Source organism: Alkalibacillus almallahensis, from assembly GCF_011761495.1.
In the GTDB taxonomy this organism is placed as follows: Bacteria; Bacillota; Bacilli; order Bacillales; family Alkalibacillaceae; genus Alkalibacillus; species Alkalibacillus almallahensis.
In genome coordinates, this window is sequence record NZ_JAASRU010000010.1 from 17,374 (window position 1) to 29,725 (window position 12,352).

Annotated in this window: 18 protein-coding genes; 4 read left to right on the top strand and 14 right to left on the bottom strand. The window is 34.9% G+C overall.

The genetic code is table 11. The annotated features are described in order from the left end of the window. Positions 1–39: 39 nt before the first annotated feature. Positions 40–1,068 carry an FtsX-like permease family protein gene (locus tag FHR85_RS09575; protein WP_167262669.1) on the top strand — a complete coding sequence of 343 codons (1,029 nt, stop codon included), beginning with the start codon at positions 40–42 and terminating at the stop codon, positions 1,066–1,068. Positions 1,069–1,070: 2 nt separating this feature from the next. Then, on the top strand, positions 1,071–1,754 hold the full coding sequence (locus tag FHR85_RS09580) for an ABC transporter ATP-binding protein (protein ID WP_167262670.1): 684 nt from the start codon (positions 1,071–1,073) through the stop codon (positions 1,752–1,754). 217 nt (positions 1,755–1,971) lie between these two features. Here FHR85_RS09580 and FHR85_RS09585 read toward each other — a convergent pair whose 3' ends face one another. Next, positions 1,972–2,136, bottom strand: a complete 165-nt coding sequence (locus FHR85_RS09585) for a hypothetical protein (protein ID WP_167262671.1) — start codon at positions 2,134–2,136, stop codon at positions 1,972–1,974. A gap of 334 nt (positions 2,137–2,470) precedes the next feature. Between FHR85_RS09585 and FHR85_RS09590 the strand changes: the two genes are divergently transcribed. Further along, a complete protein-coding gene (locus FHR85_RS09590) occupies positions 2,471–3,082 on the top strand; it encodes a hypothetical protein (protein ID WP_167262672.1) in 612 nt (203 codons plus the stop codon). Between the two features lie 192 nt (positions 3,083–3,274). Continuing rightward, on the top strand, positions 3,275–3,493 hold the full coding sequence (locus tag FHR85_RS09595; protein WP_167262673.1) for a hypothetical protein: 219 nt from the start codon (positions 3,275–3,277) through the stop codon (positions 3,491–3,493). Positions 3,494–3,943: 450 nt separating this feature from the next. Here the strand turns inward: FHR85_RS09595 and FHR85_RS09600 are convergent, their stop codons facing one another. The 13 genes from FHR85_RS09600 to FHR85_RS09660 form a co-directional block, all read right to left on the bottom strand. Beyond that, positions 3,944–4,189: a hypothetical protein gene (locus FHR85_RS09600; protein WP_167262674.1), complete on the bottom strand. Its 246-nt coding sequence runs from the start codon at positions 4,187–4,189 to the stop codon at positions 3,944–3,946. 67 nt (positions 4,190–4,256) lie between these two features. Next, positions 4,257–4,607 (bottom strand): hypothetical protein, encoded by a 351-nt coding sequence (locus tag FHR85_RS09605; protein WP_167262675.1) that lies wholly within the window; start codon positions 4,605–4,607, stop codon positions 4,257–4,259. Positions 4,608–4,644: 37 nt separating this feature from the next. Next, positions 4,645–5,661 carry a S66 family peptidase gene (locus FHR85_RS09610; protein ID WP_167262676.1) on the bottom strand — a complete coding sequence of 339 codons (1,017 nt, stop codon included), beginning with the start codon at positions 5,659–5,661 and terminating at the stop codon, positions 4,645–4,647. A 75-nt stretch (positions 5,662–5,736) separates the two neighbouring features. Next, a complete protein-coding gene (locus tag FHR85_RS09615) occupies positions 5,737–6,192 on the bottom strand; it encodes a VOC family protein (RefSeq protein WP_167262677.1) in 456 nt (151 codons plus the stop codon). Between the two features lie 112 nt (positions 6,193–6,304). After that, positions 6,305–6,643 carry an NIPSNAP family protein gene (locus FHR85_RS09620; protein WP_167262678.1) on the bottom strand — a complete coding sequence of 113 codons (339 nt, stop codon included), beginning with the start codon at positions 6,641–6,643 and terminating at the stop codon, positions 6,305–6,307. A 1,394-nt stretch (positions 6,644–8,037) separates the two neighbouring features. Further along, entirely contained in the window at positions 8,038–8,304 is a 267-nt protein-coding gene (locus FHR85_RS09625; protein WP_167262679.1) for a hypothetical protein, read from the bottom strand. Between the two features lie 153 nt (positions 8,305–8,457). Further along, the gene (locus FHR85_RS09630; protein ID WP_167262680.1) at positions 8,458–8,958 is read right to left on the bottom strand and encodes a hypothetical protein; all 501 of its coding nucleotides are present in this window, start codon (positions 8,956–8,958) and stop codon (positions 8,458–8,460) included. 208 nt (positions 8,959–9,166) lie between these two features. Beyond that, complete coding sequence (locus FHR85_RS09635; RefSeq protein ID WP_243864217.1) at positions 9,167–9,568, bottom strand: RDD family protein; 402 nt, start codon at positions 9,566–9,568, stop codon at positions 9,167–9,169. A 392-nt stretch (positions 9,569–9,960) separates the two neighbouring features. Beyond that, positions 9,961–10,260 carry a hypothetical protein gene (locus tag FHR85_RS09640; protein ID WP_167262682.1) on the bottom strand — a complete coding sequence of 100 codons (300 nt, stop codon included), beginning with the start codon at positions 10,258–10,260 and terminating at the stop codon, positions 9,961–9,963. Between the two features lie 33 nt (positions 10,261–10,293). Then, positions 10,294–10,722, bottom strand: coding sequence for a DUF4181 domain-containing protein (locus FHR85_RS09645; RefSeq protein WP_167262683.1), 429 nt, complete (start codon positions 10,720–10,722; stop codon positions 10,294–10,296). Between the two features lie 32 nt (positions 10,723–10,754). Continuing rightward, entirely contained in the window at positions 10,755–11,594 is an 840-nt protein-coding gene (locus tag FHR85_RS09650; protein ID WP_167262684.1) for a hypothetical protein, read from the bottom strand. Positions 11,595–11,621: 27 nt separating this feature from the next. Continuing rightward, the gene (locus tag FHR85_RS09655) at positions 11,622–11,894 is read right to left on the bottom strand and encodes a hypothetical protein (protein ID WP_167262685.1); all 273 of its coding nucleotides are present in this window, start codon (positions 11,892–11,894) and stop codon (positions 11,622–11,624) included. Between the two features lie 86 nt (positions 11,895–11,980). After that, positions 11,981–12,343, bottom strand: a complete 363-nt coding sequence (locus tag FHR85_RS09660; protein WP_167262686.1) for a hypothetical protein — start codon at positions 12,341–12,343, stop codon at positions 11,981–11,983. Between the last annotated feature and the right edge of the window lie 9 nt (positions 12,344–12,352).

Here is a 12,352-nt window from a genome sequence, read left to right on the forward strand (position 1 = left end):
TAAGTAAAACAAAAGGTTTTTTTGAGAGGGATGATCATAGTGATTTTAGCTTGGAAAGAAATAAAGAACAATAAAGCGAAGTTTTCTATAGTAGGGTCTATTATATTACTTATTAGTTTATTGACATTTATCATATCGGGTTTAGCGAATGGGCTATCTCAGGATAACATGTCTTTGATAAAAAATTTCCCGGATGGAACGTTTTATATGGCCGAGGATTCTAATAATTCCTACGCACAATCGCGTATAGATGAAAAGAAACAGATGCAGTTGTTAGAAAATGGAGAATACTCATTCGCATTTTCGCTTCAAATGGGAAATTTAAAGATTGATTCAAATAAACAAAAAAACGTTTCACTCATGACTTATACTGATAACAAGTATTATCAAAATATAGATAATGGAGAGATTGTTCTCGACCACTCATTAAAAAAGGAAGGGATAAAGGCTGGAGACCAGTTATCCTTCCGACAGTCTGAAAACAGTTTTGAAGTCGCCGGTTTTGTAGATGATGCGAGATTTAATCATTCGCCAGTCGTATTAATCAACCAAAACGATTTTAATAACCTGTTTAGAACCCAAGCATTTCAGATCGTCTTTAGTCCTATCTTTAATAAAGACATTGATGGTTTAAATGCATACAGTAATAGTGAATTTTTAAACACTATACCGAGCTACCAAGCAGAGCAAATGACTCTTAATATGATTGTATGGTTTTTAATAATTATTAGTGGCATGTTATTTGCTATATTCTTTTATATGATGAATGTCCAGAAATTGGGAATGTATGGAATTCTTAAAGCCTTAGGTATTCGCACAAATACTCTATATACCATGATATGGACTCAGATGGGGATAATTACAGTGAGTGCACTTATTAGTTCTGCATTATTGAGCCAAGTATTTCAATCCATAGCACCTACTTCTATGCCATATAGTTTACCACTAACTTCAACTATACAACTATCAATCTTATTCATTGTCGTAGGATTTATGGGAGCTACTCTATCAGGAATTCAAATTAAAAGAATTGATCCATTACAAGCAATACAACAAGGGGAGGCTTAACTATGAGTCAATTACAATTAGAACAAGTGAGAAAATCATTTATGAACGGGGAAGTAGAAGAAGAAGTATTAAAAGGGGTTAACTTAACACTCAACAAAGGAGAAGTAACGGCACTGATAGGTTCTTCTGGCTCAGGAAAAAGTACAATCCTTTCAATAGCAGCAAGCCTTCAACCCTTATCAAAAGGACGCATCATATTCGACCATCAAAACTTAGTAGAATTAAAGCCTGAACAAATAAGAAAAATTAGAGCTCAGCAATACGGTTTTGTTTTTCAACAATCTCATCTTGTTCCTTTTTTAACCGTCGAAGAACAACTTTCTTTAATGTTAGATATAGCCGAAGTAAAAGGAAGTAAATACGATAAACAAATTGAAATAAAAAATGTATTAGAAAAAGTTGAAATGACTCATCGTCAAAGCGCCTACCCTGCTTCACTATCAGGTGGTGAGAAACAACGAATAGCTGTGGCTCGTGCTATCATTCATAGACCAAAAGTACTTTTTGCGGATGAACCGACTGCAAGTCTAGATTCCAAAAAATCAAACGATATCATGCAATTAATTCAAGAATTAACACACTCTTTAGAGATGATGACATTAATCGTTACACATGAAGAAGAGATGTTAGAGTATACAGACAGAGTGGTAAAAATGAGCGATGGAGAAATAATAACGGTTAACTAATTAAACAATTTTTGATTATTTTCATCGTGAAGTTATCTTCGACTCATTATCAAAGGGTTCTTTCCATATATAATATATTGACAACTATACAAAGAAACAGTATATTTTAATTAGATAAGAAAATACGTATACAACGTTCTAGACACGCATAAACTAAAAAAAGCAGGATGCTACGAACATCCTGCTGAGCAACCGAAACGTCACAAGGTGTAGGTTGTTATCTATCTATGGTGTTGTTATTCTGACTACCTTGCTTGGCAGAGCAAGGTAGTTTTTCTTTACCATCGCCTTTGATGATCATCAAAGGAATAATGGTAATGTGAGCATCAATGTTTATGGTGATTAGCACAAAGACTAACCCCACTGACATATGAACTCCCATAGGTATCCCCCCTTCCTGCGCCTTAGAAAAGCGCATCGAGGTTCAACCCACTACCTTGCTCCGTTTTCGGTTGCCTATCCCTATTATACTAGCTTTACAGTTACTTTTGAATAAACATATAGATAGAGTTCAAAATGCCTTGCTATATTTTTCAAAGTTTATACCAAAGATTTCCGACCTTATTCTTTGGCTAAGAATTTAGGAATAGAACTCTTTAATGCGGATAAAATCTTGTGCCTATTATAGAGCCTGAAAATTTAAAACGATTATTATATCCATTGTATAGGATAGAGATTATCTACGGGTTTATCTAGCAATGTTGGAGGAATCAACATTGCTAGTTAAAGAGTATAATAATTATATTCGAATCATGTCTACCTACAATGGAGGTGTGTTATTTATGATTAATATCTTCATAGGATTTATCTTCGTCTTCTTCAAAACAAATTTGAGTTTTTTAGATGTCGGAATGACTTATTACATAACTAATTTAATTGGATATGTATCGATATATGTTGGAGTACAAGAATTGGAGAAAACAAATCAAAGACTTTTAAAGCTCAAACCCTATGTCATTGTTATGATGGCTCATAGTATTATCTTTTTCTTGTTGAATATTACTGGTCATTCTCCATTAACGATGGGAATGTCAACTCCCCTTGAGACTTTTATAGCCTGGAGTGGGGCTATTTTAATTTTTGCGGGTATGTTTATGATATTTATTATTATTTTCGAGTTGATGGACGGTTTAACTGGTAAAAATAAGCTTTCATATAATTTAGTAAGTATTATGATGTTTCTATTTATCTTAGCTTGTATAAGTGCTATCTTAAATTTCAGTTCAATGTTTTCAACTACTATTATGGTTGCCTTATTATTAGTAGAAGTTATATTTTTGATTAGCTATTACTACGTCTTTTTAGCAAGAAATGAAAAACAAAGTTAACCTTTATTTAGCTAGTGGTTGATTCTTTTGAACCTATTCCTCTTAGTTAGACAGTTTCGTCAATGTCATATACATTTGGTTCAAAATCAACTGTCCGACACTGTTCAATAATGAATCTTATACTTGGTTGACACCATCATTTTCTAGCTTTATATTGGTTATTAACGAATTTGGAAGAATAAGGAGATGAGTATGATCTGGAAAGGGTTAGCAGGAATCATCTTTATAGTTATATTTGCCTTCATATCATGGAATAGTTCTAAATATTTATCAGAGGAATTTATGTACTTTATATTAGGGGTAATGGTCTTCGGTTTTGGATTCAAATTTATAAAAGACAATCATCGCTTCTATGGCTACTCCATGATTGGAATTGCTGTGTTTTTTCTAGTTGCAACTGTACTTATATAATGTAAAAATGCAAGGATTTAAAATGAGATAGGGCATCATATCATTCTACTTTCACTATCTATTTTAAAAAGCTTACATCGTACATTCAATCACCTAACAACAGATATTCATTCATTAGCTAAGTCCGATTTAGCATGAACAAACACTGTTAAAGTTAAAAACAGACAAAAAGGTAAAGTAACAAAACCAAACGTTGCTTCTACGGCATCAAAAAAACTAATACCTTCATATACATACCAATAGTATATAAAATAGCAAACGAAGCTAGTGAGCATAGTGATTATAGGAGTTAACCACCATATCTTACTTTTTAAATAGACTAGGGTCCCTGCTAATAATGAAATTGTCGGAAACACTACGAATATTAATATAATGTACATTAACATTACTCTCATCCCTTGTTGGAAAATTCTTTATACTCATTTTCTTGATAATATACTATCAATGCTATTAAATTATTTCGATCAAAGTCTTGACTCCAATAAAAATAAGCGAACTAAAACACAGCAAAACACCCAACACAATTAACAACCGCTTCTCAAGCGCATTGGCAATCAAAATAGTGCTCAAACCACAAACGAACGTTACCATCACAGTAACCCCAAATCCATAATCAATAAAAACGTAATAATAGGAAGCCAATCCGCCGATATACAACAGCCAATAGAAAATATGATAAGCCATTTTCCCCTTCATAGGAATACTCTTTCCCCTCTCGCAGCACAGTCATGTTCAATTCATTTGCAGGAAACACATTATAGGATTAGTTTGTGTTTAAAATCTCTTTAAATCTAAAATCAGTTAACGGAAAAGGGTTCTCTTCCCAAAAATTAACACTTCCTTCTTCCAAAACAGCAAACCGCGCTTTTTGTTCTAAATTAATTTGGTAACGATATAATAGCTTCCCATCTTGATCAAATAGTTCTAACTGATGGGTATAGTTATTGGACACCCGATATTTAAAATAATTCCAGTAAGGATTAGATGGCCTTTTAGGAATCTCTTGTGAAATCTGTTCAGCGACTCGTCTTGACTGTGATTTCGTTAGCTCTTTTGAGGCGTCCTCTTCATAATTATAGCCACAACAACACTGACCAGCAATATGGGTGTCCATCCTTCTAACATTAAAGCATCCATTACAACCCAACCCTTCAAGATTTAAACGTCTGCACCACTTGCCCTTTCCCATCACGAACATCTATTTCAGCATATGCCCCATTAACAAATGTGATTTGTGGTGGTAGATGGCCACAATCAATATCGTAAATAATCGGAATTCGCAGTTCATCAGCAAGCTCTTGGTAAATATCTTCAACTGTATAATTAGTGACAGGTGTATTCGCTGCACTTCGGCCAAACATAATACACTCACAATCATCAAACCACCCAGCTAATTTCATCTGTATCAGCGTCCGACGTAAATCAGTCGTCGGCAAATCACAGTTTTCAAAGAACCAAATAACAGATTCTCCTGGAATATGTTGTTCCTTAAACTGCTTCACATCTCCATATGGCGTCCCGATTAAATGTCTGATCGTATCAACACACCCACCTAGTAGGCGTCCTTGAATCTTAACACTTCCCTTAGTCGTAGACTTCCAGTAAGTGTCCTCTGTCAAATTAAATATATGTGGTGTCGGGTTCTCAAAATCCCATTCTTTTTGATATTTTTCCGATGAATGCTGGAGAACTGATTCTCCTTTTTCGGTAGACAAAACAGATTCCCACATAGCCGTTGTCTCGTCAGAACAATCCCCTCGTAAATCAACTAGATTTGTTCCATGAGCCGTTGCGATACCTGTGTTTAGCGTTACAGCTAACAATAACAAACTAATATCAGAATAGCCTAAGATCCATTTGTTCTGGATACGGTTAAAATCGATATACCCTAACGTCTCAGCAAGCAATTCTCCACCCCACGGCGGAATAATGAGATCGACATCGTTATCAAGCATCATCGCATTAAATTCTTCCGCCCGTTTCTTAGCAGGTGCAGACTTTGCCTGATCTTGAGTCCATGGCGTGTCACCTGATTTAATGCTATACCCCTTCTCTTCCATACGTTTAAAAGCTGAATGAAGCAACCCGTGCAATTCATTCGGCACCCCTGATGATGGTGCCGTCACGCCAATCGTCATACCTTTTTCTAAAAATGGATATTGGATCATATGTAACCCTCCGTTTGGATGTTAGCTTGATAGTTTATTTCGTTTTGAACATTCACGCAAAAATCATACTCCAACCTATTTTCCATTAATCCAATCCTCATACGACATCATGTCAAAATCAATATCCTTATCAATAGTCAGTGGCGTGATCAATTCTAATGAATTACCATCGGGATCATTAAAGTACAGAGCGGCATGAGTTTGTGGGTTATTTGGTAGCACAATAGGCTGTTGCTCCGGCTCGAAACCAAAAGCTTTGCGAAGCGTAGCGCCACGTTCTTCCAACCAGTCTTTAGCCTTTAACAGGTCATCCAATTCTACATGAAAAGCAATATGTCTAAGCGATGGATGATAAGGCGTTTCGACTTGAGATGATTCCCATAAACCAAGCCAGCTCTTACCCTTTTCGATCCAAAAAAATGTGACCGCTTCTCCTTGATGAGCTAATTCCAGCCCTAAACTTTGATAAAACTTAATTGATTCAGCTATATCACTTACTGGTAAATGTGCTTCATAAATTCCTTTGATCATATGTAGACCTCCGCTTTGTTTGATAGATATTATTGTTTGTTTAAATCAATTATTACTTAATGAATTGATAAAACGCCTTCACGCTTAATTTGTAAACCACTTAATCTATCATTCAATTCACAGTTGACTCCAACGCTTCATTTTTAGCTTCCAAAATATACTCACTAAGGACAAACTCTCTACCACCATGTTGCTCATACCAGTCATTCACACGCTTAGCATGGTCACGGTCACTTCTCACTTTATCTTCTATTGCCAAATAGTCGTCATAACTATCATATTCCCAAATCGCAAACACCTCGACCGTGTCATCTTCATTCGCTTTCATCCAGCGACCCACTAACCGAGCACCATGTTTCAATTGGTTGGGCAAGTTGGTTCGATTAAAATGATCGTTAAATGTTTCTACAAAGCTACTCTTAACAACGTATGATTTTCTTCGATAAAACAATCTCTCTCCTCCTTTTGTTCAAAAGCAATTATCTCTTATTAATCAATTTTCAGATAGAAGATAGGATTATCACCCAACCACCAATTCAATCAACATTCGTATTTCCTTTTTAGTAACATAGGATAAAAGAAATTTTGTCTATTACTTCATTACACCTAAAGCTTTAACTGTTTCTAATTAATTTTGGAATTTGCTTAAAACCCATTCAATAACACTGAATAACAAGATTATACTAATAGAAACGACCATCGACCCTACAATGCTAGCGTTTAATCTTTCGGAGTAGATGTCGAAAACATTAATATAGACAGTGAAAATTAAAATATGTACAGCCCACTCTATAATGGTTTTAGGTCCAAATTCTGATTTTTTATCGACTCCCTTCTTTCTATCTAAAGTCATTAATACTTCGCTTACTATTAGGACCACAACATTTAACGTAGTGAACCCTAGGAAATACCAAGAATTAGACCAGAAGTCAGAAAAGAATTTAAACTCTACGATTGGGAATATTGATAAGGTAAAAATAACCCCAAAAGTTAATGCAATTGGGACAGATATAAATAATACAAAAACCGCGAAAACTAATAATACTGTTATAACCCAGCCGAAAATATCTGCATTCTTATTGTTTTCTTTGTTCATAACAAGCGCCTTTCGAATGAAAAAATTACTCGAAACTTACCGCAATTCATTCTCTCTTATGATGGTAGTTGACTGTGTTAATTCCTGATCTATTAAAAAGATAATTATCTCTTCAATTTAAACGAAACCATTACAAAACTTCTTTATTAACATTTCTGCCTTATGACTTATCACGTATTAAGATACGTATAGCTTCTTTCATATCAACATCCTTATTGATATGATCTGGTGTCCAAGGAATATAGACATCAGGTTTTATACCAGGATTAGTTACAGCTCCTAGATGATCTAGTGATTTTAACCTTGATGTTGGGTAGCCAAATTCGAATTTATCGTACCATTTCTTAAACTACTTTCAGCTATTCTATTCGTTGTATGTACTTAAAACTATGTATCTTCCTAATTCAAATTCATCATGACTAAACTCCACAAAATGAGGGCTAATAATAAAAATATTGAAATTGCAATTAAGAAGGAAAAATATATTAAATCAAATGTGCTAAAGTCATATTTTAACTTTAAAAAGCGCAAAAATAACAAAATGGCACAAAGCATTAGTGTTCCAGTTAACGTCAACCAAAGCAAACCAGGGCCAATCAAATTAGGACTCAGTGTAAAGTGTAGGATACCAGCAATAAATAATACGATACTCATAATGATTGAGTTTCGCTGATTAAACAAAATTATCTCCCCTTTAATGGCACCACTAAAAAACAATAACTATTTAGGTTTCTCTTTTAGCAGTATGATCACTCCAACCCATATAAATCAATCGCAACCACCGTCAGAACAGCTAAAAAACCTACACGAAAGAATATTTTTTCTTTAGTAGAAGCGCCTATCTTATTATCCGCATATTGAACGTAGATACAAAGACTTATGTAGCCAAACATAGTCAGAGCATATCCGACTGTATCCTGTAAAATTGCTAAGTGTCTCAATATCGCTAAACCTATAAGTAAAAGTCCAAAATAACCAATGAATAAATGAAAGTATTTTTTCTGTTGCTCATCCATTTCAAATCCCTCACAATTCTTTCCTACAAAATTCTATAACTTAACGTTCGAATGTAGAATAGTAACCGATTAAATTATGTAATTCTAGATGGTTGCCATTTTATTAAATCACCAGATCAATTATAGAATCTTCAATCATTATTAAGCCCGTCTTTAAAACAAGAAATACAACACAATGAACAATACTATTGTCCAGATAAAAGCAATATGGACCGTTTTTTCATTTCGTTGTTTGAATCTATTATTTTTATGTTCGATTGAAAATATAAATAGGAAAATTAAAAACAGGAAATAAATCATAAATACATATAAAAGAGAACGCCACTGCTCGACCCATTCCATAATCGGACCAAAAATTCCGCCTATTAAAAAGAGGATAACCGATACGATACCTGCGACAATACAAATTGTCGGCATCACTTTCCATAGTGATCGATCCAATAAACTGTTGTCCTTTTTAGCTTCAAATAAAAATATCAGATAAAAGAGCGTAATGGCTAAGGAAACAGTGATAAAAGTCATGTACGTAGAATTTACAGCTGTCCACTCCCCTGATGAATGTGGATTAGTTCCATTCTGATTGATGTATTCTAAAAACCACATGAATAAGACGATTAACGAAAATGTTAGTAATTGATATATTGACCATCTCACCTTATGCACCCACTTTTTCTCCATAAACTATTACATTCGAAACTAACAACCTGGTTATTCCATTGACCACTAATTATCTTTAGATCTTTCATAAAATGTTTTAAAAACCATAAAGCTACTCTCGAAACTACTTTGAACATTTCTAAATTGCGAATTTAGTGTTTTTCTGAATTCTAATGTAACCTCAGGTTCATCAAAGTATTTCAGATTAATGACCCTCCGTATTAACAACTCGAGTTCCTCCAATAAAATCATGAATCCCTCGCCCATCTTCTCTAACAGCCATCATGATCATCGATGCTATAAGTGATCCTCCTAGCGTAAGAATACCAAGCAAGTAAAAGCCGACAAATTCTCGTAAAAATGTATGCTTAAACATGGGTTCCTCTCCACCTGTGTGTGTCAATCGAATATTCGAGAACTTTTTCCCAATGACGTATCCACTCCATAGTAATGGAATCAAGACATAATAAGAAACGTAATACACACTCCAATAACCATTTCTCTCAAGTGGAAAATCGCTATTCACATTAAATAGATACAAACAGATCAATACGATTAAGTTTAGAATCAAATAATCATAAACCCTCGCCAAAACTCTTTGTCGCATATAAATTAAATTATTAATAGAATGACCTCAAATATCATTTAGCTTAAGACTTCTTCATTAAAAACAATCAAGCTACTTTTCCAATAATTTTTATAGCAACTACTTAACGGCATGTTTGAATATAAACTCTTGTTTCACTCACTCGAGTAATAACCTTCACTTTTTGGACGATATTAACGCAAACGACACAACAACAAACAGAACAACACCAACACCTATGAATAATGAAATTATGCTCATCACTTCACCCCTTCCATGAACTAGCTAAGAACCATCTCTAAATGAGGTTTTATCACATAGTAACGCTTAGTTCTTTTCTTCTTGCGTTAGCAGGGTTTCAACAGTTTTCCTAGCTATTTATTAGTTAAAACGATCATTTCCATCAAACCAGCTTATATAAATAACAACCCGAACGCAGACAAAAACGTTAAAACAGAGCCGATAAAAAATGGGCTTAGCGAACTAACGTATTGATTTACTTTTGACTTCGGAACATGTTGGCCCATGCTCCCAACTGATGCATAACCATCCCCTAGTGACGATGCTCTACCACCATAAGTGAAGAAACAAGCAAGAAAGCCAATAACAAAGACACTATTCACAAAACCAAAGTTTAATAAAGTATCAACACCATAACTAATAAGGTACAATACACCAATCAATAAGAACATCTTCAACAAAAATTTCATCATTTAATCTCTCTCCCTCAATATCTAAATAAAAAACTACCCTATTACCCATACATAAGTCAGATATAACGACAGGATTAGGACAATCACAAATCCCATCTCACTGAGTGTCACTTTGTAAGCATTTGGGTTCGACGCATATTTTCGTTCCATAACGATGGTTACGATAAAAGAAGGAAAAATTAAAAACAACAGTATAAACCAAGGTTGTAAAAACCAATACCAAGTCCCTGTATTAACATTGATGGTATAACCAACAAGTAGACTGATTAAAGTAATCCCTCTGATCACTCGATCGATCTTTTTATGTTGATCAGTCACATAGTTGATAGAAAATATACTTTTTCTTTCCACACCGAACCATTTACTCACGAGTGCATTAAACCCAATCAATAAAACAAGTCCAATTACAAATGTAATTACGATCACTTGCAAAAAGTATTCATATAAAGCAATCCCACTCATCAAATCCTCCTAATATTAAATCTCCTATAAAATCACTGTTTCAACGCAGGATAAACATCCCGTATGTATCGTGATAAATCTGACTCTTGAACAGATGCAATATCTTTAAACGTCTTGCCTTGCGCTAATAGCGTATTAACAATTTCCCAACCTGCATAATATGCTTCTCGCTCAGTATTCGTTGTCCCTTTACCAAATAAGAATTTCATTAAGACCTCTGATGACGCATCGTCTAAATACGGATAAATCCCTTCCAGAATGTCCGCCCGCTTCGATTCACACGTTTTGAGCCATCCATCTTCAATCTCAATATAATCTTCATCAAGCAGGCCTGGCACCATGTATTGACTGACACGTGTTGCTAAACCTTCCTGCATAATAGTTGAAGCGATTGGACGCTCCCACGTTAGTGAAAAGTTAGCTGTCTTACTATGAACGATATGAGTCAACTCATGATACAGTGTGATGCTGGATAATTCCGTTTCAATCGGCAAACATAGTGCATGTCTTTCCTCATCATACGGCGCAACAAATGGGTTACCCTCAAAGCCACCGACAAAATATATGACAACTAAATGAATGGGTTGTTCATAACCTAACAACTGTTTGATGTCTGAAAGATGTTGTTCAATCTGTTCATGGTTAGGCGTCCAATTTCTTATAGCCTCAATATTTTCTTGATAATGCTCCCAATTGTCATCGAGCAATTGTCTCGCCATTTGCTGTCCTTCATCTCCAGGTGGTACAGCTGCAAAGCCATAATATTCTTGCCACAACGCCCAACGTTCTTCAGCATCAACCGCTTCACGGTCTGCCTTTTGATAAAACTCTAGAAACTTCGGGACTAGATTAACCGTTTCAATTTGATCCAAGTCAATCACTCCTTTAAACCAATTTCGTTACCATACAGTCCATACCATCACAGCAACAATCAGAATCATGAAAGATACATCAAATATGACCCAATTCTTATGACCTTTCTTAACATGGTGATAAAAATCGTAAACACTTCTCACCAACAATGCCCCTGTAAGCCATAAGAAACCGTAAGTATCAGTGAAAGGCCGGTCATCACCAAATAAATATCCTACTGCTAATAACGTCATAATCGTAATGATCACATAATAGCTAACCCGTATGACTTTCTCTCCGCGTGTCAGCTCTCCATCCATTGTTCACTCTCCTTCTAAAACACTCGGCATGATGCTAGATTAATAGATTTCTTGTTAAGTGTTATTTGCTCATTAACACTTATCATTTATTTCTTCACAAATGAACGAACTAACATAGTCCCAGCTAAAACAGATAAAACGAGATTCAATTCCCTAGTAAAAAATACATTTGGGAAGAAGTCTTGCGTTTGCCCGAACCACGTTAACCAATACACATTTGGTATAAAGACAAGTATAGTAAGGACAACAGTTGGTATAAGAAGCTGCCAATTGACGTTAAATTCTCCTTTGAATAGACTTCTTAAACCATTCCATTCCATCAATATGCCAAATAGGAACGCCCATAAAGACATAGTAATACTCAGTAAGATTATGTCTTCTGTTGCCCTCTGTAATGCGGTTTCAAGGTCATAGTAATTGTCAATCATCAAGTATAGTAGAATAATCATGCCTAAGAT